Genomic DNA, 24,613 nt, shown 5'->3' on the forward strand with positions numbered 1-24,613 from the left:
GCGATGCGTACATCTCCCTGGATTCCGGCCTTCTACGTCGGCCCGGCCGTGCTCATCATGGCGGCGGCCTGCCTCTACCCGGTGCTGTCGGCCTTTCAGCTCGGCTTCTTCGACTGGAGCATGGGTACGCCGTGGAGCGACGCGCGCTGGGTCGGCCTGGACAGCTTCGTGTCGGCATTCTCCAATCCACGCGTGTGGTCGTCGCTCTGGACCACCCTGCTCTTCGCCGCTGTTTGCGTGAGCGCGGAGATGGTGCTGGGCGTCGCTCTCGCATTGGCACTCGAAAAGCCGGTGCGCGGCACGGCCTTCTTCCGCACGCTGTTCATTCTGCCGATGATGATCGCGCCCATTGCGGTCGGCCTGGCCTGGCGCTATTTGTTCGACGCGCAGTTCGGCCTCGTCAATGCGGTCCTGGGCCTGTTCGGCATTGCCGCGCGCGGCTGGCTGGCCGACCCGACCCTGGCCTTCGCTGCCATCGTCATCGCCGACATCTGGCAGTGGACGCCCTTCGTCTTCATCATGATGGTGGCAGCCTTGGCCAATGTGGACGGAGCCGTGATCGAGGCCTCGCGCATCGACGGCGCAAAGTGGTGGCAGATGACCTTCCTGGTCAAGCTGCCGATGGTGATGCATGTGATTGCCATCACGCTGATGATGCGGCTGATCGACGCCTTCCGCGTGCTGGAAGTGATCTACGTGCTGACCTTCGGCGGACCGGGCGACTCGACCGAGATCCTCGCGCTGCACATCTACAAGACCGCCTTCGTCGGCCAGCAGCTCGGCGCGGCCGCCGCGATCTCGGTGCTCCTGCTGCTGGTGGTGGCACTGCTGTCGTGGGGCGCGCTGCGGCTGTCGAATCCACTCAAGAACGACAGGTAAGGCGGCCCCATGAAACGCTCTCCCCTCATCGTGGCGTTGCACTACGCGATGCTGATCGCGCTGGCCTTGCTGTGCATCGCACCGATCGCCGTGATCTTCACCACCAGCCTGCGCCAGCAGGTGCATATCTTCGCCGAGCCGCTGAACTTCATCTTCACGCCCACGCTGGAGAACTACCGCGCCGTGCTGGAAGAAGACAAGTTCAGCAGCTACCTGATGAACAGCCTGTTCGTCGGCATCGTCTCGACGGCCGTCACGCTGGTGCTGGGCTGCATGGCGGCCTATGGCCTGGCGCGCTTCCGGTTCCCGGGGCGCAACACGGTGGCCTACGCCACGCTGCTGCTGCGCACCGTGCCGCTGGCCGTGCTGGCCATCCCGGTCTTCATGATCTGGAACCAGTGGCACCTGGTCAACAGCCTCTGGGGCCTCGTGCTGCTGTACGTGGCCGTGAACCTGCCATTCACCATCTGGCTGCTCTACGGCTTCGTGCTGCAGGTGCCCATCGAACTGGAAGAAGCCGCGGCCATCGACGGCTGCGGGCCGATCCAGGTGTTCGTCAAGGTGCTGCTGCCGCTCATGGCACCGGGCCTGGCGGCGGCCTCGATCTTCACTTTCCGCATCGCGTGGAACGAGTTCATTCTGGCGCTGGTGCTGACCGACCGGCACACGCGCACGCTACCGGTGGCGGCGTCGCTGTTCATCACCGACATGGGCGTCGACTGGGGCAAAGTGATGGCGATGGGCAGCCTGATCGCGATCCCGCCGCTGATCTTCACCTTCGTCGCTGCACGCCAGATCATCACCGGGCTCACGGCCGGTGCCGTGAAGGGATGACGCGCATGAACGCCTCCATCGAAATTCTCGATGCGCGCCTGCGCCCTATCGTCGAGGGCGCGCAGTTGGAAAAACTCTGCACCGGCGCCCAGTGGAGCGAAGGCCCGGTCTGGATGCACGAGGACGAAGCCGTGCTGTGGAGCGACATTCCGAACAACCGCATGCTGCGCTGGAGCGAGCGCGAGGGCATGACGGTATGGCGCACCGCCGTCGAGTTCACCAACGGCCACGCGCGCGATCTCAACGGCGATCTTCTGCACTGCTCACATGGCCTGCGCGCGATCGTGCGCACACGCCTCTTGCCCAGTGGCCTGCGCGCCGACACGCCTGACGAGATCGTGGTCGATCGCTACCTCGGCAAGCGCCTCAACTCGCCCAACGACATCGTGGTGAAGCGAGACGGCACGATCTGGTTCACCGACCCGCCCTACGGCATTGCCAGCGACCGCGAAGGCCACCGGGCGGAGCGCGAACAGCCGGCCAACTTCGTGTTCCGCTTCGAGCTGGCGAGCGGTCGCCTCGACGCCATGACCGATGCGGTGCAGGAGCCCAACGGACTCGCCTTCTCGCCCGATGAATCGCTGCTCTACGTGAGCGATACCTCGGCGGCGATGCGCAGCGACGGCAGCGGCCGCCACCACCTCATGGTGTTCGACGTGCGCGCCAACGCCCTCGCGAACCCCCGCGTGTTCGCCGAGGTGAATCCCGGCCTGCCGGATGGCATTCGGCTCGACGTGCAGGGCTGGCTCTACACCAGCAGCCTCGACAGCGTGCAGGTCTACCACCCCGACGGCAGCCTTCTTGGCAAGATCCACGTGCCGGAGAAGGTGGGCAACCTTTGCTTCGGCGGCGTGCGGCGCAACCAGCTCTACATCGCGGCGAGCACGTCGCTCTACCGCATCACTCTTCGTACCGAGGGAATCCAGCGCCCATGACACAAGAAATCCTGCTCCTGGTGGAAAAGTGCAGCCACTGCTTCAGCTACTACGACATCGAAAGCGGTGAACGGCTGCACAGCATCGCCCTCGAGGAGTTCCCGCACGAGTTCGTGGTGGACGCGGCGAAGCGTTTCGCCTACGTGGGCCACTATGGCGTCGAGACCTCGGGCCATTCGGGCCACGGCGGCACCAGCATCTTCCAGATCGACATCGCGGCGCGCAAGCTCTCTCGAACCATCGACATCGCGCCCTTCAACCGGCTGCACGGCATGCAGATGGACGAACAGGGCCGTCTCTACGTGCTGAGCGAGGACCGCGCGCAGTTGGTGGTGCTCGACCACCCGGAGACCGACACCGCGCCGCGCCGCGCAGTGCCCGCCGGCGGCATCAAGAGCCACCTGTTTGCGCTCACCCGCGACGGACAGACGGCCTACGTGATGAACCTGCTCTCGCACACAGTGACCAAGGTCCGGCCGCACGACGCCACAGTGGCGCCGGTGCCCTGCTCGCCCGGGGAGAAGCCCGAGGGCTACGCGCTCTCGGTCGACGAGAAGACGCTCTACGTCAGCAACCGGTGGAGCAACACGCTCGCGGCCATCGACACCGCCACCATGAAGGTCCTGCGCGATGCCCCCTCGCGCGAAGACGCGACACGCCTCTACCTGTACCGCGACGGGCGGCTGGTGGTCACCAACTACGGGGAGCGTAGCCTGTCGGTGGTCGATCCGGCGAGCCTGAGGGAACTGGCCTGCATCCCGATGGAGGCGCGCGCCATTGCGCTGAGCTTCCATCCGACCCGGCCGCTCGCCTTCGTGAGCCAGGACAACGACCGGCTCGGCTACTTCAACATGGAGACGCTGGCCTTCGAGCGCTTCATCGACACGCAGCGCGAACCGGACGTGTCATGCACCGTGCTGCTGTGAACGGTCCCGGCAAGTCGGATCGAGTTCGCACGCAGCCTACCGCAGCGGCCGGATTCACGACGATCTTGTTACTCCCCGCTGCGCTCGCCAGTCCATAGAGTTGCCTTGCGGCGCCATCCACGGCGCACCACAAGGAGCCGGCGATGAGCATCAAGATCAGCAACGACAGCAGCACGAACACCCGTATCGCGCAGGCGCTCGGCATCTGTCGAAGCATCGCTGCGTGCAATGAGCGCCTTGCACGCAGCAACGATGTCCACGCGCTCACGGCGGCGCTGATGCTGCCCTGCTACCAGGCCGATCTCAGGCGCCTGGCGCGGGAGCTGACGAATGCGGAGCAGGACGAGCTGAGGTCTGTGCTGCGGCGGTTGGAGAACGTTGAGCCGCCGCTTCCCCGGCGACAGGCCCTCTCGGCCGTTCACTGAGCCCAGACCGCCTGCATCACCGAGGACATCGCCACGATCAACGGATCGCTGGCACGCTCGGCCCGGCACCGCAACGGCCTTCGCCCTCAGCGCCGCTTGGGTGCCTGCGTGCCCGCCGGAGCGGTCGGTGGCGCAGGGAGCGCGCTCGCGGCCGCCGGGTCTCGCCAACCGTACTCGACATAGCGGCGGATGATCAGGCAGCCTGGCGGTGAATCGATCAGCGAAACCGACGAGGTCGGCTCCTTGTCATCGGTGTAGACCGCGTAGTTAGGCAGTAGCCGCGTCATTCTGTAGCTCGCCAGCTCCTGCTGACCGACGCTCGCGCACGTGAAGGGCGCGACCGAGATGCGCTCGGCGGACACGGTGCAGGCGCCGCTGTCGTCGGGAATGGCAGTGATCGAGCCGACCACCCCGGCGTTCTGGAACTCCATGCCTATCAGCGAGAACATCGGCCCGGCATCGGGGCGCTTGCGGTCCCAGTCGAGCAGCACGTCGTGGCTGCGGCTGCCCTGCACGGTGAGTGTCGAAAGCCGCGTGATGGCCGGCAGGCAGCGCTTGATGCCCACGCTGGCGGCGGCGCGCGTGAGCGTGTCCAGCGGCGGCGCAGGTGGCACCTGAAGCACCAGCACGCCTTGGGCGAGCGCGGTGCCGGCAGTTGCCCATGCAAGGGCTGCCAGCAGCAGACAGGGCGGCCGTCGGGTGGGCTTCATCGCGGGCCTCATGCGTAAAGGTTTTCGATGGCGGCGGTGTAGCTGCGCACGTTGTCCTCGCCCTCGGGGTCGAGCGTGGCGATGAAACGGCGTGCGCGCTCGCGGTAGGCCGGCAAGTCGGCATCGTGCTCGGTGAATGCACGCTGCAGGGCGCGCCCGCCCTCCTCGCAATCGAAGTCGTCATAGCGATAGCCGCAGTCGCCGACGAGGTGCGAGTTGTGGATCAGCGGATAGCCGCCGTACAGGGCCTCGTAATAGAGGTAGTTCTGCGCGTTTTCCCAGTGGTGCGCAAACACGGCGTCAATCTTGCCCGGCACCACCTGGTACACCGGAAAGCGGCCCTCGAAGCTGGCCAACCCATGCTGCACGATGTCCAGGCTCTGCGCGAAGCCGACGAACAGCGGCTTGTCCTTCAGATGGAAACTGTTGTAGACCCACATCTTCTCGATCAGCCTCGGCTGCGCGCGATGCGCCGCCTCGCAGCCGAGCATCGGGATGAAGCTTGTCTTCACCATGCAGATGTTGGGTTCGAAGATGGCCACGCGCCACTGCTTGCGGCCGGGCTCGTAGGCAAACGGCGAACTTTGCGGCGTCCGTGCCATGGCACGCTCCAGCACCATCGGACTCCAGAGATGCGGCATGAGCCGCACCGGCGCGCGGAAGGTGCTCTGGAAGTAGGGCTTGCACGACCTCTCGTACTCGGGGATGGTCCAGACCTCGTCGTAGGGCGCGCCCGAGATCAGCAGGCCGTGCGGCTTGTCGAAAATCATGCGCTCGATGTCGATCACGTAATCGTTGCCCACGCGCATCGAGACGATCTTGCCGCCCCGCTCGCGGAACGCCACGGACCACGGCATGGCCAGTTGGGCGCTCATCTCGATCATGAGGTCGAGCTCCTGCCCGGCCGTGGCCATGTCGATGATGGGCACCGGCGAATCGGCGAGAAAGTTGGTGGCATCCGCCGGTCCGCCGTCGCCACCACCGGCCACCAGCACGGCGCTTTCCACGCGCGGCGAACGCAACAGCAGCATCACCAGGAACAGGCAGTTCTGGTAGACGCCGTTTTCCCACAGGCTCTGCTCGCCCTTGCGGATAAAAATGGAAACGCCGACCTTCAACTTCGCCGGCATGGCGGTCTTTGGTTGCGCTTCGCTCATCTGGCGACCCTCGCGCTTTCGGCACGGAATGCGGCGTTGCCGCCCACCAGGTGCAGCAAGCGCTGCGCATAACCATCGATGTTCGCGAGGTTCAGCGGATCGACCGCATCAAAGACCCGCTGCGAGCGGGCACGGTAGTCGCCGAACTGCCGGTCATGGCCGCGCACGGCCTGCAGCAGCTGCGCCGCGCCCGCGGCGATGTCGAAGTCGGGGTAGTAGTAGCCCGCATCGCGCAGCCAGGGCGAGTTGTGCACCAGCGGGTAATTGCCGTAGAGTCCATCGAGGTAGCAATAGTTCTGGTCGTTCTGCCATTGATGTGAAACCACGGCGTCGGCGAACTGCGCCATGAAGCCCGCGAAGTCATGCCGGCCATGGAAGATCGCCTTGTGCTGGCGCACGATGTCGAGCGAGTTCGCCAGGTACAGCATGGTCGGGTGATCCTTGAGGTGCAGGGTGTTGAGCACCTGCATCGAGGTCACCGAGGCCCGATCTGCGCGGTAGGCTTCGTCGCAGATCAGCATGGGCACGCTGCTGGACTTCACCACCGAGATGTTGGGCTCGAAGATCGCCACGCGAAATCCCGGCTGCTGCACCGTACGCGGCGCGTAGCCGAAACGAAGGCCCGATGCCTCGACCTGCGCGACGCGCTGGGCGAGGAACTGCGGCGACCAGAGATAAGGCACCTCGAACACCGGGCAGCGATGCATGGTGCGCATCATGGGCGTGAACACTGCGTCCTTGGGCAGCAGCCACACCTCGTCGCAGCGGTCGGGCCTGCTGAAGTGGCCCTTGTCGGTGAACACGATCGGCTCCACCAGCCCCACGAAAGGCTGCCCCACGCAATGGAACACCACGCGGCCGCCGCAGGCGCGGAAATAGGAGAGCCATTGCACATCGAGCGCACCGGCCATCTCGATGACCACGTCCAGCGCGCCGGTCAGATCCCGTGCCCGCCCGAAGCCCAGGCCCATGGCGGCAACGTCGACCTGGGGCGGCATGCTCGGTTGGTCGCCGACATCGACCAGGGTCACGGATTCGACGAACTCGATGCGTTGGAGCAGCCGGGCGAGAAACAGGACGTTCTGCCCCATCCCGTTTTCCCAGATGTTCTGGCCAGCGTGAGTCAGGACTGAAATACCAACGCGCATACCGATTCAGCGGCTTGTTACTTCCACTTCCAGCCGATGCCAGCGTTGATGCCCCATTCCTTGCCCGTGGTCGTCAGACCCGCGCCCCAGGACATCTTGCCGTCGTCGGACAGCGCCTTGAAGTTCAGTGCCACGGCGCCGTAGCCCTTGTAATTGCCAAGACCCACGCCCACGGTCTTCTCGCCGGGATACAGTGTCGGCAGATACGTTCCCGACATGGCAAAGGCCATGGCCGTGCCCGAGTAGGCGATGCGGGCCACGCTGCCGACCTGACTCTGCACCTGGTTCAATTGGCCGAGGTTGACGGCGTCCGTCGGCAGGATGCCCGGCGCCACATTGCTGATGCGCGTACCGCCCGGTGCCTGGCCATTGCCCAGCGTGACCTGGTTGTAGTTGACTGAGCCATCCGGGTTGGTCGCGTACTGCACGCTGCCGGCGGCCACCGTGTTGGAGGCCGCGCGCAGTTGCGCCACGTTGGTCGCATCGCTGTCGGCCGTACCGGCAGCCACGCCGGTGATCTGGCGGTACTGGCCGTGGGCCGCGTCGCCCACCGACACCGCCGCCTGCGTGCTGGTGGTTGCCTGGATGGCTGCCGCCTGCTGCGCCGTCGCACCCACCGGCACGTAACCGGCCACGCCCGCCACAGTGGAGGCCACCGAACCCGAGCCCAGCGCAACGCCGCCGCTCTGCTGCACCACCGCGCCAAAGCCGATGGCCGTTCCGCGAGAGATGTTCTGCGCTTGGCTCAGTGGCGTGCCGCCGGCATCCGCGCCGTCGCCCACGGCCACACCACCACCACCTGCGCGGGCATTGGCACCGATGGCCTGCGAGCCTGTGGCCAGCGCACCAGTTCCCATGGCGATCGCATTCACACCCGTGGCCTGTGCGCCGAAACCCACCGCCACCGCATTGTCGGCCGTGGCCCGTGCACCGTTGCCAGCCGCAAAGGAGTTGGCGCCGCTGGCCACCGACTGCGGTCCGATCGCCACGGCCTCCTGGCCGGTGGCCTGAGCGTCCGCAGCCGTCGAGTTGGCGTGGAAGTATTTGGCGCCCTTGTCGTTGATGGTGTTGACGGTCGTGCTCAGGTTGCTGACGTTGACATTCGTCGTGCTCAGGCCGGTCGACAGGCTGCCGATGCCGGTCGAAGTGGACGTCGACAGACTGCTGATACCGCTCGTCGCGGTGCTCAGGCCCGTTGAGGTCGAAGTCGACAAGCTGGCCACGTTGCTGTCTGTTGTGCTCAGGCCCGTCGACAGGCTGCTGATGCCGGTCGAAGCGGACGTCGACAGACTGCTGATGCTGCTGGTCGCGGTGCTCAGACCGGTGGACGTCGAGGTCGACAGGCTGGCCACGTTGCTGTCGGTCGTGCTCAAGCTCGTGGACAGACTGCTGATACCACTGGTCGCGGTGCTCAAGCCAGACGAGGTCGACGTGGACAGGCTGCCGATGCTGCTCGTGGCCGTGCTCAGACCCGTAGAGGTCGAGGTCGACAAGCTGGCCACGTTGCTGTCGGTGGTGCTCAGGCTCGTCGACAGGCTGCTGATGCCGCTGGTCGCGGTGCTCAGGCCCGACAAGGTCGATGTGGACAAGCTGTCGATGCTGCTGGTGGCGGTGCTCAGGCCAGTAGACGTCGAGGTCGACAGGTTGGCCAGATTACTGTCGGTCGTGCTTAGACCGGTGGACAGGCTGCTGATGCCGGTCGAAGCCGACGTCGACAGACTGCCGATGCTGCTGGTCGCGGTGCTCAGGCCCGACGAGGTCGAAGTGGACAAACTGGCCACATTGCTGTCTGTCGTGCTCAGCCCCGCCGAAAGGCTGCTAATGCCGGTCGAAGCCGATGTCGACAAACTTCCGATGCTGCTGGTGGCTGTGCTCAGTCCCGTAGAGGTCGAGGTCGACAAGCTGGCCACATTGCTGTCCGCCGTGCTCAGAACGGTGGACAGGCTGCTGATGCCGCTGGTGGCGGTGCTCAAGCCAGACGAGGTCGAGGTAGACAAGCTGGCCACGTTGCTGTCTGTCGTGCTTAGACCGGTGGACAGGCTGTCGATGTTGCTGGTGGCGGTGCTCAGGCCCGTTGACAGGCTGCTGATGCCAGTCGAAGCGGACGTCGACAGACTGCTGATGCCGCTGGTCGCGGTGCTCAGGCCCGTAGACGTTGATGCGGACAAGATGGCGAGATTGCTGTCGGTCGTGCTCAGGCTGGTCGAAACGCTGCTAATGCCGGTCGAAGCAGATGTCGACAAACTGCCGATGCTGCTGGTCGCAGTGCTCAGGCCGGTGGACAGGCTGCTGACACCACTGGTCGCAGTGCTCAAGCCAGACGAGGTCGATGTGGACAAGCTGTCGATGCTGCTGGTGGCGGTGCTCAGGCCTGTGGAGGTCGAGGTCGACAAGCTCGCTACGTTGCTGTCTGTCGTGCTCAGACCGGTGGACAAGCTGCTGATACCGCTGGTCGCGGTGCTCAAGCCAGACGAGGTCGACGTGGACAAGCTGTCGATGCTGCTCGTCGCAGTGCTCAGGCCCGACGAGGTCGACGTGGACAGGCTGTCAATGCTGCTCGTGGCTGTGCTCAGACCCGTAGAGGTCGAGGTCGACAAGCTGGCCACGTTGCTGTCCGTCGTGCTCAGGCCCGTCGACAGACTGCTGATACCACTGGTCGCGGTGCTCAGGCCCGTTGAAGTCGAAGTGGACAAGCTGGAGACGTTGCTGTCTGTCGTGCTCAGCCCCGTCGAAAGGCTGTTGATGCCGCTGGTCGCGGTGCTCAGGCCCGACGAGGTCGACGTGGACAAACTGGCCACGTTGCTGTCGGTCGTGCTCAGGCTCGTCGACAGACTGCTGATGCCACTGGTCGCAGTGCTCAAGCCCGTAGACGTCGAAGTAGACAAACTGGCGACGTTGCCGTCGGTCGTGCTCAGGCCGGTGGACAGGCTGCTGATACCACTCGTCGCAGTGCTCAGGCCCGACGAGGTCGACGTGGACAAGCTGGCCACATTGCTGTCTGTCGTGCTCAGGCCTGTGGACAGGCTGCTTATACCGCTGGTCGCAGTGCTGAGTCCCGATGAGGTTGAGGTGGACAGGCTGTCGATGCTGCTCGTCGCAGTGCTCAGACCCGACGAGGTTGACGTGGACAAGCTGTCGATGCTGCTCGTGGCGGTGCTCAGGCCGGTGGACGTCGAGGTCGACAGGCTGGCAACGTTACTGTCGGTCGTGCTCAGACCCGTCGACAGGCTGTTAATGCCGGTCGAAGTCGACGTCGACAGACTGCTGATACCGCTGGTCGCGGTGCTCAGGCCCGTTGACGTCGAAGTGGACAAGCTGGCAACGTTGCTGTCCGTCGTGCTCAGGCCCGTCGACAGGCTGCTGATGCCACTGGTCGCAGTGCTTAAGCCAGACGAGGTGGAAGTCGACAAGCTGTCGATGTTGCTCGTCGCAGTGCTCAGGCCGGTAGACGTCGAGGTCGACAGGCTGGCCACGTTACTGTCGGTCGTGCTCAGGCTCGTCGACAAACTGCTGATGCCACTCGTCGCAGTGCTCAGGCCCGACGAGGTCGACGTGGACAGGCTGTCGATGCTGCTCGTCGCAGTGCTCAGACCTGTGGAGGTCGAGGTTGACAAGCTGGCCACATTGCTGTCTGTAGTGCTCAGTCCGGTGGACAGGCTGCTGATACCGCTGGTCGCAGTGCTCAAGCCAGACGAGGTAGAGGTCGACAAGCTATCGATGCTGCTGGTGGCCGTGCTCAGACCCATGGAGGTCGAGGTAGACAAGCTGGCCAGGTTGCTGTCCGTTGTGCTCAGACCGGTGGACAGGCTGCTGATACCGCTGGTCGCAGTGCTCAAGCCAGACGAGGTCGACGTGGACAAGCTGTCAATGCTGCTCGTGGCCGTGCTCAGACCCGTAGAGGTTGAGGTGGATAAGCTGGCCGCGTTGCTGTCCGTCGTGCTCAGTCCTGTCGACAGACTACTGATGCCGCTGGTGGCGGTGCTCAAGCCAGACGAGGTGGAGGTCGACAAGCTGTCGATGCTGCTCGTGGCCGTGCTCAGACCCGTGGAGGTCGAGGTAGACAAGCTGGCAACGTTACTGTCCGTCGTGCTCAGGCCCGTCGACAGGCTGCTGATACCGCTGGTCGCGGTGCTCAGGCCCGTTGACGTCGAAGTGGACAAGCTGGCCACGTTACTGTCCGTCGTGCTCAGACCCGTCGACAAACTGCTGATGCCGCTCGTCGCGGTGCTCAGACCGGTGGACAGGCTACTGATACCACTCGTCGCAGTGCTCAAGCCAGACGAGGTAGAGGTCGACAAGCTGTCAATGCCGCTCGTGGCCGTGCTCAGACCCGTGGAGGTCGAGGTCGACAAGCTGGCCACATTGCTGTCGGTCGTGCTTAGACCGGTGGACAGACTGCTGATACCGCTGGTCGCGGTGCTCAAGCCCGTTGACGTCGAAGTGGACAAGCTGGCAACGTTGCTGTCTGTCGTGCTAAGACCGGTCGACAGGCTGCTGATACTACTGGTCGCGGTGCTCAGGCCCGACGAGGTCGACGTGGACAAGCTGGCAACGTTGCTGTCGGTCGTGCTCAAGCCCGTCGATAAGCTGCTGATGCCGCTGGTCGCGGTGCTCAGGCCCGATGAGGTCGACGTGGACAAGCTGCCGATGCCCGTCGAAGCCGACGTGCTCAGACTGCTCACACCCGTGGACAGCGAGTTGATGCCGGTCGACGTCGAAGTCGACAGCGAACTCACGCCAGTGGACAGGCTGCTGATGCCGGTCGAGGTCGACGTGCTCAGGCTGTCGATGCCGGTGGACAGCGAGCTCACACCGGTGGACAAGCTGCCGATGCCCGTCGAGGTCGACGTGCTCAGGCTGCTGATACCAGTCGACGTCGAAGTCGACAACGAACTCACACCCGTGGACAGGCTGCTGATGCCCGTCGAGGTCGACGTACTCAGGCTATCAATGCCGGTGGACAACGAACTCACACCCGTGGATAAGCTGCCGATGCCCGTCGAAGTCGACGTGCTCAGGCTGCTCACGCCAGTGGACAGCGAGTTGATGCCGGTCGACGTCGAAGTCGACAGCGAACTCACGCCAGTGGATAAGCTGCCGATGCCCGTCGAGGTCGATGTGCTCAGGCTATCGATGCCGGTGGACAACGAGCTCACACCAGTGGACAAGCTGCTGATGCCGGTGGAAGTCGATGTGCTCAGGCTGCTCACGCCCGTGGATAGCGAGTTGATGCCGGTCGACGTCGAAGTCGACAGCGAACTCACACCCGTGGACAAGCTGCCGATGCCCGTCGAAGTCGACATACTCAGGCTGCTCACGCCGGTGGACAGCGAGCTGATGCCGGTCGACGTCGAAGTTGACAGCGAACCCACACCGGTGGACAAGCTGCTGATACCCGTCGAGGTGGACGTGCTCAGGCTGCTGATACCAGTCGACGTGGAAGTCGACAACGAACTCACACCGGTGGACAGACTGCTGATGCCTGTCGAAGCCGACGTGCTCAGGCTATCGATGCCCGTGGACAACGAACTCACGCCGGTGGACAAGCTGCCGATGCCAGTCGAGGTCGACGTGCTCAGGCTGCTGATACCAGTCGACGTCGAAGTCGACAGCGAACTCACGCCCGTGGACAACGAACTCACACCGGTGGACAGGCTGCTGATGCCGGTGGAGGTCGACGTGCTCAAGCTGCTGATACCCGTCGAGGTCGAAGTCGACAGCGAACTCACGCCGCTGGACAAGCTGCTGATGCCGGTCGACAACGAACTCACACCCGAGGACAGGCTGCCGATGCCGGTGGAGGTCGACGTGCTCAGGCTATCGATGCCGGTGGACAGCGAGCTCACGCCCGTGGACAGCGAACTCACGCCGCTGGACAAGCTGCTGATGCCCGTCGAGGTCGACGTACTCAGGCTGCTCACGCCCGTGGACAGCGAGTTAATACCAGTCGACGTCGAAGTCGACAGCGAACTCACGCCAGTGGACAGGCTGCCGATGCCGGTCGAGGTCGATGTGCTCAGGCTATCCATGCCGGTGGACAGCGAGCTCACGCCCGTGGACAAGCTGCTGATGCCGGTGGAGGTCGAAGTGCTCAGGCTGCTCACGCCTGTGGACAGCGAGTTGATGCCGGTCGACGTCGAAGTCGACAACGAACTCACACCGGTGGACAGGCTGCTGATGCCCGTCGAGGTCGACGTGCTCAGGCTGCTCACGCCCGTGGACAGCGAGTTAATACCAGTCGAGGTCGAAGTCGACAGCGAACTCACACCGCTAGACAGGCTGCTGATGCCGGTGGAGGTCGATGTGCTCAGGCTGCTCACGCCCGTGGATAGCGAGTTGATGCCGGTCGACGTCGAAGTCGACAGCGAACTTACGCCGCTGGACAAGCTGCTGATGCCAGTCGAGGTCGACGTGCTCAGGCTATCGATGCCGGTGGACAGCGAGCTCACACCCGTGGACAAGCTGCCGATGCCCGTCGAAGTCGACGTACTCAGGCTGCTCACGCCTGTGGACAGCGAGTTGATACCCGTCGACGTCGAAGTCGACAGCGAACTCACACCGCTGGACAAGCTGCTGATGCCGGTCGAAGCCGACGTGCTCAGGCTATCGATGCCGGTAGACAGCGAACTCACGCCCGTGGACAAGCTGCCGATGCCAGTCGAGGTCGACGTGCTCAAGCTGCTCACGCCTGTGGACAGCGAGTTGATGCCGGTCGACGTCGAAGTTGACAGCGAACTCACCCCCGTGGACAGGCTACCAATGCCCGTCGAAGCCGACGTGCTCAGGCTGCTCACGCCTGTGGACAGCGAGTTGATGCCCGTCGACGTCGAAGTCGACAGCGAACTCACGCCAGTGGACAGGCTGCCGATGCCGGAGGAAGTCGACGTGCTCAGGCTATCGATGCCGGTGGACAGCGAGTTCACACCGCTGGACAAGCTGCTGATCCCCGTCGAAGTCGACGTGCTCAAACTGCTCACACCTGTGGACAGCGAGTTGATACCCGTCGACGTCGAAGTCGACAGCGAACCCACACCCGTGGACAAGCTGCCGATGCCCGTCGAAGTCGACGTACTCAGGCTGCTCACGCCAGTGGACAGCGAGCTGATACCCGTCGACGTCGAAGTCGACAACGAACTCACACCGGTGGACAAGCTGCTGATGCCCGTCGAGGTCGACGTACTTAGGCTGCTCACGCCCGTGGACAGCGAGCTGATACCAGTCGACGCCGAAGTCGACAACGAGCTCACACCCGTGGACAAACTGCTGACGCTCGTCGAAGCCGAGGTGGACAGGCTGGAAATGCTGCTGGTCGCAGTGCTCAGGCCCGTGGAGCTCGAGGTCGAAAGCGAGTAGAGCTGAGAGCCGTTGATGGCATCGGTGCTCGTGGCACTGATCGTGCCGGGGGCGACATTGGTGATCTTGGTGTTGTTGACACTCAGATTGTTGATTTGCGCGCTGGTATTGACGAAGAGCTCGCCTCCCAGCGAGAGCGACGTTGCACCGGCACTGCCCGAAGAACCATAGAACAGCACGCGATTGATCTGGGTGGCTTTGTCGGTCGTCAGACAGTTCGACGATACGATTGCGCTGGTACCGCCCGGGTCCGAGATGGCTTGGCATCCACTGTCGGTCCCGTCGTTGAAGTACCCCGCGTTGCCCGCACGAACCGGAAATGGCACCCCCAATCCGAACAGCAGAGCGATGGACACGCCGACCATTCCCAAGCGGAAAACCGATGTGGCAGTCCCTCCTGACTTGCCGCCTTTTCTTCTCGTCTTTGTCAGCTCAGACGCCGCCACCCACGCGCCGAGCGATTCATTCCAGATTGACCGATATGACTTGTTCATGAAAAGAGGACTTAAGAGATCGCTTTTTGAAGACGCGGAAGACCAGAAGCCTTACGCCCGCGTTGGACAAACGCTGCGATGAGGCCTCGCGGATTGATATGAATGAATGAACGAAGGAAGTGGCGCGAATCGCACCGAAGAAGAACGGTTGCGCGCGCGGTCACATGAACTACCCTTATCGCGACGCGACTACACGACGAAGCGGGTTTTCCAAGAGCTCATTGGCCGGCTTTGCCAACCCCCTCTTCCTGCATAGGTATGAATCTTGTAACGATAGTATTCAGATGCTTGAGGTGTTCAAAGACGACCGATGCCTGACAGCGCAGCAGTAATGACAAGCAGTGCAAGCGCGTCGTTGCAATCCGGAATCGACAACAGCCCCTTCCCCTTGCTCATGGTGGGATGTGCACTAATTCACAAATCTTCTCGACCGTCCGGAAAACTACATGCGCATCGGCATCACCATCGGCCTGCACCACCAGGCTGAAACTCTTTGGAACAACGGGATCAAGCAGAACGCGGTGTTTCTGGCCGAAGCGCTGAAGCACTGCCCGTCGGTGGACTCGGTGGTGCTGGTCAACACGACAGCCGTGCCAATCACATCCGCCCTGCCCTGGGACCAGCGACGCTGGCCCACGCGGACGTTCGACGACGCCAAGGATTCGGTGGACGTGCTGATTGAACTGGGCGGCCAGATCGATCCGGACCAGACCGACTACCTCAAGCAACGCGGAGCGAGACTGGTCTCGTACTGCTGCGGCTTCGAGTACGTGCACGCGATGGAGTCGATGCTCTTCAACAAGCCGCTGTGGGGCCAGAACCTGTTTGTCAACCAGCGCTACGACGACATCTGGATGGTTCCGCAGGTGGCCAACATCAGCCAGCCCTATTTCGAGGTATTGCGTCGCAGCGATGCCCGGCCGGTGCCTTTCGTCTGGAGCCCCGTTTTCCTCGATGAGCGCACGCGAACGCTACCTGAGGCGGGCATCTACCGGCCGCGCGGCGGGGCGCGCCGGCTCACAGTGATGGAGCCGAACATCAACGTGGTGAAGTTCTGCCTCTATCCGATACTGATCGCGGAACTCGCCTACCGCGCCCGCCCGGAGGCTGTCGCGCTGCTGCAAGTGACGAACACCGAGCGGCTGGCCACGCAGAATACGGAGTTCATCACGCTGATGAACCAGCTCGACATCGTGCGCCAGCACAAGGCCGTGTTCCTGGGACGGCATGAAACGCCGGTCTTTCTGGCACAGAACACGGACATCGTGATCTCGCACCAGTGGGAAAACCCGCTCAACTACTTTTATCTGGAGACCTGCTGGCAGGGTTATCCGCTGGTGCACAACGCGCACCTGTGCCCGGATCTCGGCTACTACTACGAAGGCAACGATGTGAGGGGCGGCGGCGCCCGCGTGCTGGAGGCATTGGAGACACACGACGAACAGGCCGACTCCTACCGTTCGCACCAGCGTGCCCTGATTCACCGCTACCTGCCTGGAAACGCCGCCGCTACCGCGTCTTACAACGAACTCCTGGTTGGCCTGCGGCTGCGTCCGGCCCGCTGATCTACCAGCAGGGACCTGGGAGCAGCCACCAGCAGAGGTGATTAGAACGAGGCCACCCGCTCTGCTACCTTGGCGCCCCAACGAACGGAGACTCTCGATGCGCATCCCCCGCAAGCTCTGCTGGCTGTCCCTTGCCGCCTTTTTGTTCACCGCCTGCACGACGCAGCCGCCGCTGCCGACCGCGGTGCCGCGGGCCGACGAAACAACCATCGCCTCGGCGGCCGGGGACACCACCTACCTCGATCCAGCGCAGATCGACACCACGCGCTTCCTGGCACCGCCGCCCGACGAGGCGGCCACGCGGCGCGAGGTCGAGCAGATGCTCGTGCTGCAGCGGCAGCGCACGCCCGCGCAGGCCGAGCGCTCCATTGCCGACCTGGAGCAGAGCGTCTTCCGCTTTTCCGACGTGATGGGCGACGGGTTCAGGAAGGAAGACCTGCCGCGCACCGCCAGGCTGTTCGAGACCCTGTACAGGACCGAGAGCATCCTCAACAAGCAGGGAAAGGAAAAGTGGCAGCGCATGCGCCCGCCGCTGTTCGACAAGCGCATCGAGCCGGTGGCGCGGTATTCGTCGAGCGGCTCCTATCCGAGCGGCCACTCGGCCTTCGCCTATCTGTCGGGCATCGTGCTGGCCGAGATGGTTCCCGAAAAGCGCGCGCAGATCTTCGCGCGCGCCAGCGAGTTCGGCGACAACCGCGTGCTCGGCGGCGTTCACTACCCGAGCGACATCGAGGCCGGCCGGCGCCTGGCGACGATGATCGCCGTGCTGATCCAGGGCAACCCGGCGTACCGGGGCGATTTCGCCGCGGCCCGGAAGGAACTGCGCGGGTCGCTCGGCCTGGACAGGTGATCGCCCGCTGCCCGGCGCAAGCGGCTGATACACTTTGCGCGCGTTGTCAGGTGTCCTGGCGCCCCGTGTAAACGGCGGGGTGGCCAGGGTGAAACGGGAAGTCGGTGCGCGGCGGTGGAGAGAACACCGCGCAATGCCGACGCTGCCCCCGCAACGGTAAACGAGTCAAAAAGCAAGACCCCGGGATTCGGTCCCGCGCCACTGTGCCGCGAACGGCATGGGAAGGTGGTCTTTGCTGGAGAGCCGATGGCCCTCCGCTCGTGAGCCCGGAGACCGGCCTGACGACCAGCGCATGACCTTGCGGTGGGCGAGGATCGGCGGGCGGCGCATGGCGTCCGGCTCGATGCAGGTGTGCATCCGCCGGAACCGCATCTACTGGCGCCCCTCCGATTTCTTCCCTCCGCCCGGTCCTACCGACCATCTATCGCGCGGCGGGCGCGGAGGAATCATCATCATGAACGAGCGAGCCATCGCTCCAGGCAGTGCGCCACGCGGCGCGCCGGCACCAGGAACCGTGTGGTTCGTCGGTGCGGGTCCGGGCGACCCTGATCTCATCACCGTCAAGGGCCGCGGCCTCGTCGAGCGCGCCGGGGCGATCCTGTTCGCGGGCTCGCTCGTGAGCGAAACCGCGATGCGCTGGGCGCCGCCGGACTGCGCCGTTGCCGACAGCAAGGACATGACGCTCGAGCAGATGTCGGCCTGGCTGATCGCGCAGGCCGCGCGCTGCGAGACGGTGGTGCGCCTGCAGACCGGCGACCCGGGCCTTTACGGCGCGCTGATCGAGCTGGTGCAGCCGCTGGATGCGGCGGGCGTGCCGATCGGCGTGGTGCCGGGCGTGTCTTCGGCCATGGCATCGGCGGCCGCGGCGGTGGAAAGCCTCACGCTCCCCGAGGTCACGCAGACGGTGATCTTCACGCGCGTCGAAGGCCGCACGCCCATGCCGGAGGGCGAGTCGCTCGAGGCGCTGGCCGCGCATCACAGCACGCTGTGCATCTTCCTGAGCATCACGCTGATGGGCAAGCTCACGGCCGCGCTCGCGGCTGCCGGCTGGTCGCCCGATGCGCCCGTGGTGGTGGTTCACAAGGCGAGCTGGCCCGGCGAAGAGAAGATCGTGCGCGGCACGGTCGCGACCATCCAGGCGCTGTGCCGCGAGGCCCGCATCGCGACCCAATCGATGATCATCGCCAGCCCCACGCTGGGTGCGCGGCAGTGGACCACGCTCGCCAAATCCAAGCTCTACGACGCGAGCTTCACGCATCGCTTCCGGCGCGCGAGCGTTCCCGTCGAAACCCTGCGCCAGGAACTTCCATGAACTCCGAAACCATTCTCCTGGTGGGCCACGGCTCGCGCGAAAAATCCGGCAACGACGAGATCGAGGCCTTCGCCGCGCAATGGCGCGAGCGGCAACCGGGCTGGCGCATCGAGGTCTGCTTCATCGAGTTCTCAGAGATCACGATGAGCGAGGGCCTGCGCCGCGCCGCAGAGAGCGCGCGGCGCGTGATCGTGGTGCCGCTCATCCTCAATGCCGCGGGCCATGTGAAGATGGACGTCCCGCAGGCCATCGACGGCGCCCGGCTCAAGTACCCGATGGTGCAGTTCCTCTATGCGCCGCACCTCACGGCCTGCGACCCGATCCTCGCGGTCCTGCAGCGCCGCCTCAAGGATGCGATGCAGGCGCTCGACATGCCCGACCCGACCACCACCGGCGTGGTGATCCTGGGCCGGGGTTCGTCGGACCGCCAGGCCAACGGCGACATGGCCAAGATGGCGCGCTGGCTGATGGAAGAGACCGACCACGAATTGGTGGATCTTGCCTTCACGGGCATCACCTACCCGCGCCTGGAGCGGGCCGTGCAGCGCCAGAGCCTGCTGGGCATGAAGCAGGTGGTGGTGCTGCCGTACTACCTGTTCAACGGCACGCTGGTCGAACGGATCGCGCGCCAGGTCGAGCACCTGAAGGCGCAGTACCCGACGATCCGTTTTGTTTCCACGCGCTACTTCGGCTTCGAGCCCGAGATCTTCGCGCTGCTCGAACAGCGCGTGGACGACCTGCGGCGCGGCGCGCCGGCCGCGCTCATGCCCTGCGACGGCTGCAAGTTCCGCGACTTTGCGGTGGACCACGGGCTGGGCGGCCATCACCATGGCGATGCGGTGCCGCATGGCCACGAACATGGCCACGATCACGATCACGATCACGATCACGATCACGATCATGCACATGGCCACGCCCATGCGCACGACGATCCGGCACCGGTGCTGCGATGAAGCCGGCGCCCTCCACGGCGGCCAACGTCGTCACCGAGCAGCTCACCGCGGCGGGCCGCGCCATCGAGCACGATTCCTTCGCGGTGATCGACCGCGAAGTGGCTTCGCATGCCTACACGGCCGACCAGTGGCCCGTGGTGCGCCGCATGATCCATGCAAACGCCGACTTCGACTTCAACGGCCTGACCGACTTCCACCCGGACGCGGTCGACGCCGCCATCGCCGCCATCCGCTCGCGCGCCAGCCGCGTGCTGGCCGATGTCGAGATGATCTGCGTGGGCCTCTCGGCCCCGCGCCTGGCTCATTTCGGCATGGGCACGCACCAGTTCATCAGCGACCCGGACGTGATCTCGCAGGCGATGGCCGAAGGCACCACGCGCGCGGTGCAGGCCATGCGCAAGGCGCATCGCCTGGGGCTGGTCGACGGCACGATCGTCGGCATCGGCAATGCGCCCACCGCGCTGATCGAGATCGTGCGGCTGATCCACGAGGAGGGTGCGCGTCCCGCGCTGGTGGTGGGCATGCCAGTGGGCTTCGTGTCAGCGGCCGAGTCGAAGGACCTGATGGCGCTCGAAAACGATGTGCCCTGGATCGTGATCCGCGGGCGCAAGGGCGGCTCCACGCTGGTGGTGGCCGCGATCCACGCGCTGCTGGGCCTGGCCGAGGCGCGCGAACGCATTGCATGATGGACAAGGGCGCACCCCGCGGCACCCGCACCGGTTTCACGACCGGCGCGTGTTCAGCCGCGGCGGCGCGCGCGGCGGTGATCGGCCTGGTCACGGGCCAGGTGCCCGGCGAGGTCGAATGCCTCCTGCCCAATGGCGACTTGGTGCGCTTCGCGGTGCACGACGGCCGGGTCGACGGCGCGAGCGCGCATGCGATGGTCATCAAGGACGCCGGCGACGACCCCGACTGCACCGACAAGGCCCATCTCACGGCCGACGTGCGCCTGCTGCCCGAACGGGCGGGGCAGGTGGTGCTGGCCGGCGGCACCGGCGTGGGCACCGTCACGATGCCGGGCCTCGGGCTCGCGGTGGGCGGGCCCGCCATCAACCCGGTGCCGCGCCGCAACATCGAGGCGAACGTGCGCGCGGTGGGCGCGGCGCTGCTCGACGAGGTCGGCCTCGAAGTTGCCATCTCGGTGCCGCGGGGCGAAGAGATGGCCAAAAAGACGCTCAACGCGCGCCTGGGCATCCTCGGCGGCATTTCGATCCTGGGAACGACCGGCATCGTCAAGCCGTACTCCACCGCCGCCTACCGCGCGAGCGTGGTGCAGGGCGTGCAGGTGGCGGGCACGCTGGGGCACGGCGTGGTCGTGCTCACCACCGGCGGGCGCACCGAGAAATTCGTGATGGCCGAAATGCCGGAACTTCCCGAGCCGGCCTTCGTGCAGATGGGCGACTTCCTGCGCTATGCGATGGGTGCCGCGGTCAAGGCCGGGCTCAGGAAGGTGGTGATCGGCGGCATGGTCGGCAAGCTCACCAAGATCGCGCAAGGCGAGACCATCACCCACGCCGGCCGGGCCGAGGTCGACACCGGCCTGCTGGCCGAGCTGGCGGCCGGACTCGGCGCGCCGACCGACGTGTGCGACGCCATCCGCGGCAACGAGACCGCGCGCTATGCCGGCGAGCGCATGGACGCGCTCGGGCTCGGCACCGCGTTTCACACCGCGCTGGCGCAGCGCGTCATCCAGACGCTGCGCACGCGCTACCCCGACCAATTCGAACTGAAAGTGCTGGTCTGCGACTTCGAAGGCCGAAAAATCGCGGAGGCCCCGTGAACACCGACAACAACATGACCAACAAATGCCGCATCCTCGGCGTGCTGGACGACGGCGATGCGAGCCTCGGGCGCGGCGCGATGGCCCATCTGCAGCAGGCGCAACTGGTGATCGGCGCCGCACGCACGCTGGCCCTGTTCGCATCGCACATCGCGCCCGGCGCGGTGCAGCGCGACCTCACCGGCGCACTGTCGCAGGTGCCCGAATGGATCCGCGCCGCGCAGGCCGAGGATCGGCGCGTGGTCGTGCTGGCCACCGGCGACCCGCTGTGCCATGGCATCGCGGCCTTCTTGGCCGCGCGGCTGTGCCTGGAGGCGATCGAGGTCATTCCCAACGTGTCGACGCTGCAGCTGGCCTGCGCGCGGCTCGGCCTGCCATGGCAGGAGATGAAGTTCGCCTCCGTGCACGCCAAGGACGCGGGCGACTGGCTGCCGGGTTCGCCGCCCGCGCACGGCCTCTATGCACTGCTGCGCGACATCCGCCAGCACGACCGCCTGGCCGTGCTCACCAGCCCCGACAACACGCCCGACCGCATCGCGCGCATGCTGGTGGCCGAAAGCCTGGCCGACGACTTCGAAATGGCCGTCGCGGAGCGCCTCTGCCAGCCCGAGGAGCGCGTGGTCAGCGGCATGCGCATCACGGCCGCGGCGCAGATGCGTTTTGCCGACCCGAACGTGGTGCTGCTCTGGCGCACCCGGCTGCGCGCGCCGCAGGTGCTGTTCGGCCTGCCGGACGCCAGCTTCGAGCAGCGCCATCCCGAGAAGGGCCTGATCACCAAGAACGAGGTGCGCGCGGTCTCGCTCGCGCGCATGCAGTTGCGCGCCGACAGCGTGGTGTGGGACATCGGCGCGGGCTCCGGCTCGGTCGGGCTGGAGGCTGCGCGGCTGTGCTGGCGCGGCCATGTCTACGCGATCGAGAAGAACGCGGACGACAGCGCCATCGTCGCGCGCAACCGGCAGGCCATGGGCATCAGCAACCACAGCCTGGTGCACGGCAAGGCACCCGAGGGCCTGGCGGCGTGGGCCGACCCGGATGCGGTGTTCATCGGCGGCTCCGGCGGCGAGCTGGCCGAGCTCATTGCGCTGGTGCTGCGGCGGCTGCGGCCGGGCGGCTGGCTGGTGATGAACTTCGTCACCATCGAGAACCTCGCAGGCGCGGTCGAGGCGCTCAAGGCGCAAGGTGCGGCCTGGGACGTGCTGCAGCTGCAGGCCTCGCGCAGCAAGCCGATCCTGCACATGCACCGGCTCGCGGCGGAGAACCCGGTGTGGCTGGTCTGCGCACAAAGGAGTGAGGTCTGCGCGCAAGGGAATGAGGTCCGCGCGCAGACGGGCGGTGCGGCATGACGGCACCCGGCATGCTCCACGGCGTATCGCTCGGCCCCGGCGATCCGGACCTGATCACGCGCCGCGCGTGGTCCTTGCTAACGCGCGCCGATGCGATCTGGACCTACCCGGTGCGCAGCCTGCGCAAGGAAAGCTACGCGCTGGACATCGCGCTGCGCGCCGGGCTTTCTGCGCCCGCGCAGCACCAGGCACTGCTGTTCCCGATGACGCACGACGCCGAGAAGCTCGCGCGCCACTGGCTCAAGGCCGCCGAGACCGTGCAGGCACTGCTGGCGACCGGGCAGGACGTGCTGTTCCTGGTCGAGGGCGATGCCTCCACCTACGCAAGCTTCTGCTACCTGGCGCGCGTGCTGCGCGAGCTCGACCCGGCCGCGCGCATCGATGTGGTGCCCGGCGTCACGTCCTTCAACGCGGCCTGCGCACGGCTGCAGCTGCCGCTCTCGGAGCAGGACGACACCGTGGCCATCGTGCCGGCGGCCTACGGCATTGCCGCGGTCGAGAAGATGCTGGACGACTTCGACACGCTGGTGCTCATGAAGGTCAAGCCGCTGCTCGACGACCTGATCGACCTGCTGGCGCGGCGCGGCCTGCTCGAACACAGCCGCTTCATCGAGAAGGCCGGCTCGCCGGTCGAACGCATCGTGCACGACGTGGCCAGCCTGAAGGGCAGCAAGGTCAACTACCTGTCGCTGCTGCTGGTGAAGAACCCCGGCCGCGAACGCGGCGAACTGGTGCGCGGCTGCCGCAAGAAGACCAGCACTGAAATCGAAGAGGAATCCCCGAATGACGAATGAAGCCGCACCCCGCGTGGTGCTCGTTGCCATCACCAGGCATGGCGCACAGCAGGCCGCCGGGCTGGCCCGCCTGCTGCCCGAGGCCAGCGTGTGCGTGGCCGAGAAGTTCGCGCCGCTCATGGCCGGCCTGCCCAACCCGGTGCGCGCCTACGCGGGCGCCTTCCGCGACGAGATCGCGGCGCTGTTCGCGGACTTCGACCAGGTCGTGTTCTTCGTCTCGCTCGGCGCCGTGGTGCGCCTGATCGCGCCGCACCTCAAGAGCAAGGACGAGGACCCGGGCGTGCTGGTGGTGGACGATACCGCGCAGTTCGTGATTCCGGTGCTCTCGGGCCACGTGGGCGGCGCCAACGCGATGGCCGAGCAGGTCGCGGCGCTGCTGGGCGCCACACCCGTGCTGACCACCGCGTCGGACGTGGGCAAGACCATCCCGGTCGACATCTTCGGCCGCGAACTCGGCTGGAAGGTGGAGGCGCCCAAGATCAACATCACGCGCGTCTCGGCCCATGTCGTGAACGGCGAGCCGATCGCGGTGGTGCAGGAAGCGGGCAGCACCGATTGGTGGACCCGCACTACGCCCCTGCCCGCCAACATCCACCGGTTCGCGCGCTTCGACGAGGTCGACCTCGCGCGCTTCAAGGCCGTGCTGTGGATCACGCAGGCCGAAGTGAGCGCCGAACGCTGGAGCACGCTGGCCGAGCGGCTCGTCGTCTACCGGCCGCCGCAATGAGCAACGTGCGCTATGCCATCGGCCTGGGCTGCGACCGCGGCACGCCCCAGGCCACGCTGCAAGAGGCGGTCGACGAGGCGCTGGCCGGCATCGGTGCGCAACTGGCGCAGGTGGCGGCGGCGGCCAGCATCGACCTCAAGGCCGACGAGCCGGGCCTGCTGGCACTGGCCGCGGCCCATGGCTGGACGCTGCGCTTCTATCCCGCCGCGCAATTGGCAGAGGTGCCCGTGCCGCATCCGTCGGAGACGGTGCGCCGGCACACCGGCACGCCTTCGGTCAGCGAGGCGGCCGCGCTGCTGGCCGGCGGCGGCCTGCCGATGACGGCGCTGGCCGCACCCAAGCACAAGCACCGCGGCGCCGACGGGCGCCACGCGACGGTCTCGATCGCGCGCATGTCCTGATGAATCTCAACCCTCACCCTCGAATGG

General features: G+C 65.7%; 20 protein-coding genes, 2 pseudogenes and 1 riboswitch. Of the genes and pseudogenes, 16 read left to right on the forward strand and 6 right to left on the reverse strand.

Annotated elements, in window-relative coordinates:
• Window positions 1-3: 3 nt before the first annotated feature.
• From QFZ47_RS08115 to QFZ47_RS08135, 5 genes are all read left to right on the forward strand, one after another.
• Complete coding sequence (locus tag QFZ47_RS08115) at window positions 4-879, forward strand: carbohydrate ABC transporter permease (RefSeq protein WP_307655158.1); 876 nt, start codon at window positions 4-6, stop codon at window positions 877-879.
• 9 nt (window positions 880-888) lie between these two features.
• The gene (locus QFZ47_RS08120) at window positions 889-1,713 is read left to right on the forward strand and encodes a carbohydrate ABC transporter permease (protein ID WP_307655159.1); all 825 of its coding nucleotides are present in this window, start codon (window positions 889-891) and stop codon (window positions 1,711-1,713) included.
• Between the two features lie 5 nt (window positions 1,714-1,718).
• A complete protein-coding gene (locus QFZ47_RS08125; protein ID WP_307655160.1) occupies window positions 1,719-2,648 on the forward strand; it encodes an SMP-30/gluconolactonase/LRE family protein in 930 nt (309 codons plus the stop codon).
• Window positions 2,645-3,574, forward strand: a complete 930-nt coding sequence (locus tag QFZ47_RS08130; RefSeq protein WP_307655161.1) for a YncE family protein — start codon at window positions 2,645-2,647, stop codon at window positions 3,572-3,574. Before QFZ47_RS08125 ends, QFZ47_RS08130 begins: the two co-directional genes overlap by 4 nt.
• 143 nt (window positions 3,575-3,717) lie before the next feature.
• Window positions 3,718-3,999, forward strand: coding sequence for a hypothetical protein (locus QFZ47_RS08135; protein WP_307655162.1), 282 nt, complete (start codon window positions 3,718-3,720; stop codon window positions 3,997-3,999).
• Between the two features lie 86 nt (window positions 4,000-4,085).
• Here the strand turns inward: QFZ47_RS08135 and QFZ47_RS08140 are convergent, their stop codons facing one another.
• The 4 genes from QFZ47_RS08140 to QFZ47_RS08155 are packed head-to-tail and all read right to left on the reverse strand — an operon-like array spanning window position 4,086 to window position 7,871.
• Complete coding sequence (locus QFZ47_RS08140) at window positions 4,086-4,709, reverse strand: hypothetical protein (RefSeq protein ID WP_307655163.1); 624 nt, start codon at window positions 4,707-4,709, stop codon at window positions 4,086-4,088.
• 8 nt (window positions 4,710-4,717) lie between these two features.
• Complete coding sequence (locus QFZ47_RS08145) at window positions 4,718-5,866, reverse strand: DUF2827 domain-containing protein (protein ID WP_307655164.1); 1,149 nt, start codon at window positions 5,864-5,866, stop codon at window positions 4,718-4,720.
• On the reverse strand, window positions 5,863-7,014 hold the full coding sequence (locus QFZ47_RS08150; RefSeq protein WP_307655165.1) for a DUF2827 family protein: 1,152 nt from the start codon (window positions 7,012-7,014) through the stop codon (window positions 5,863-5,865). The genes QFZ47_RS08145 and QFZ47_RS08150 overlap by 4 nt, the downstream gene beginning before the upstream one ends.
• Before the next feature lie 17 nt (window positions 7,015-7,031).
• The gene (locus tag QFZ47_RS08155) at window positions 7,032-7,871 is read right to left on the reverse strand and encodes a YadA-like family protein (RefSeq protein WP_442480562.1); all 840 of its coding nucleotides are present in this window, start codon (window positions 7,869-7,871) and stop codon (window positions 7,032-7,034) included.
• Here QFZ47_RS08155 and QFZ47_RS28930 point away from each other — a divergent pair.
• A complete protein-coding gene (locus tag QFZ47_RS28930) occupies window positions 7,870-8,025 on the forward strand; it encodes a hypothetical protein (protein ID WP_442480557.1) in 156 nt (51 codons plus the stop codon). The two genes, QFZ47_RS08155 and QFZ47_RS28930, sit on opposite strands and share 2 nt — an antisense overlap.
• A 53-nt stretch (window positions 8,026-8,078) precedes the next feature.
• On the opposite strand, the pseudogene QFZ47_RS28870 reads toward QFZ47_RS28930, so the two are convergent.
• Both QFZ47_RS28870 and QFZ47_RS28875 read right to left on the reverse strand, forming a co-directional pair.
• Window positions 8,079-14,732, reverse strand: a pseudogene (locus tag QFZ47_RS28870) (beta strand repeat-containing protein); the annotation flags it as partial.
• Window positions 14,733-14,795: 63 nt separating this feature from the next.
• A pseudogene (locus QFZ47_RS28875) lies at window positions 14,796-14,861 on the reverse strand (ESPR domain-containing protein); the annotation flags it as partial.
• Window positions 14,862-15,307: 446 nt separating this feature from the next.
• On the opposite strand from QFZ47_RS28875, the gene QFZ47_RS08175 reads away from it, so the two are divergent.
• From QFZ47_RS08175 to QFZ47_RS08220, 10 genes are all read left to right on the forward strand, one after another.
• Window positions 15,308-16,426 (forward strand): DUF2827 domain-containing protein, encoded by a 1,119-nt coding sequence (locus QFZ47_RS08175; protein ID WP_307655167.1) that lies wholly within the window; start codon window positions 15,308-15,310, stop codon window positions 16,424-16,426.
• A gap of 97 nt (window positions 16,427-16,523) precedes the next feature.
• Complete coding sequence (locus QFZ47_RS08180; protein WP_307655168.1) at window positions 16,524-17,276, forward strand: acid phosphatase; 753 nt, start codon at window positions 16,524-16,526, stop codon at window positions 17,274-17,276.
• Window positions 17,277-17,307: 31 nt separating this feature from the next.
• Window positions 17,308-17,572, forward strand: a riboswitch (cobalamin riboswitch).
• A 158-nt stretch (window positions 17,573-17,730) separates the two neighbouring features.
• Entirely contained in the window at window positions 17,731-18,588 is an 858-nt protein-coding gene (cobM, locus tag QFZ47_RS08185) for a precorrin-4 C(11)-methyltransferase (RefSeq protein WP_307655169.1), read from the forward strand.
• Window positions 18,585-19,541: a sirohydrochlorin chelatase gene (locus QFZ47_RS08190; RefSeq protein WP_307655170.1), complete on the forward strand. Its 957-nt coding sequence runs from the start codon at window positions 18,585-18,587 to the stop codon at window positions 19,539-19,541. The genes cobM and QFZ47_RS08190 overlap by 4 nt, the downstream gene beginning before the upstream one ends.
• Window positions 19,538-20,227 (forward strand): precorrin-8X methylmutase, encoded by a 690-nt coding sequence (locus QFZ47_RS08195; RefSeq protein ID WP_307655171.1) that lies wholly within the window; start codon window positions 19,538-19,540, stop codon window positions 20,225-20,227. The genes QFZ47_RS08190 and QFZ47_RS08195 overlap by 4 nt, the downstream gene beginning before the upstream one ends.
• A complete protein-coding gene (locus QFZ47_RS08200; protein ID WP_307655172.1) occupies window positions 20,224-21,321 on the forward strand; it encodes a cobalt-precorrin-5B (C(1))-methyltransferase in 1,098 nt (365 codons plus the stop codon). The genes QFZ47_RS08195 and QFZ47_RS08200 overlap by 4 nt, the downstream gene beginning before the upstream one ends.
• A gap of 14 nt (window positions 21,322-21,335) precedes the next feature.
• Entirely contained in the window at window positions 21,336-22,664 is a 1,329-nt protein-coding gene (gene cbiE, locus QFZ47_RS08205; protein ID WP_307658904.1) for a precorrin-6y C5,15-methyltransferase (decarboxylating) subunit CbiE, read from the forward strand.
• Window positions 22,661-23,458: a precorrin-2 C(20)-methyltransferase gene (cobI, locus tag QFZ47_RS08210; RefSeq protein WP_307655173.1), complete on the forward strand. Its 798-nt coding sequence runs from the start codon at window positions 22,661-22,663 to the stop codon at window positions 23,456-23,458. Before cbiE ends, cobI begins: the two co-directional genes overlap by 4 nt.
• Window positions 23,448-24,185 (forward strand): cobalamin biosynthesis central domain-containing protein, encoded by a 738-nt coding sequence (locus tag QFZ47_RS08215; RefSeq protein WP_307655174.1) that lies wholly within the window; start codon window positions 23,448-23,450, stop codon window positions 24,183-24,185. Before cobI ends, QFZ47_RS08215 begins: the two co-directional genes overlap by 11 nt.
• Complete coding sequence (locus QFZ47_RS08220) at window positions 24,182-24,586, forward strand: cobalamin biosynthesis protein (RefSeq protein ID WP_307655175.1); 405 nt, start codon at window positions 24,182-24,184, stop codon at window positions 24,584-24,586. The genes QFZ47_RS08215 and QFZ47_RS08220 overlap by 4 nt, the downstream gene beginning before the upstream one ends.
• The last annotated feature ends 27 nt before the right edge of the window (window positions 24,587-24,613 follow it).

This window comes from Variovorax paradoxus (assembly GCF_030815975.1).
GTDB lineage: Bacteria > Pseudomonadota > Gammaproteobacteria > Burkholderiales > Burkholderiaceae_C > Variovorax > Variovorax paradoxus_N.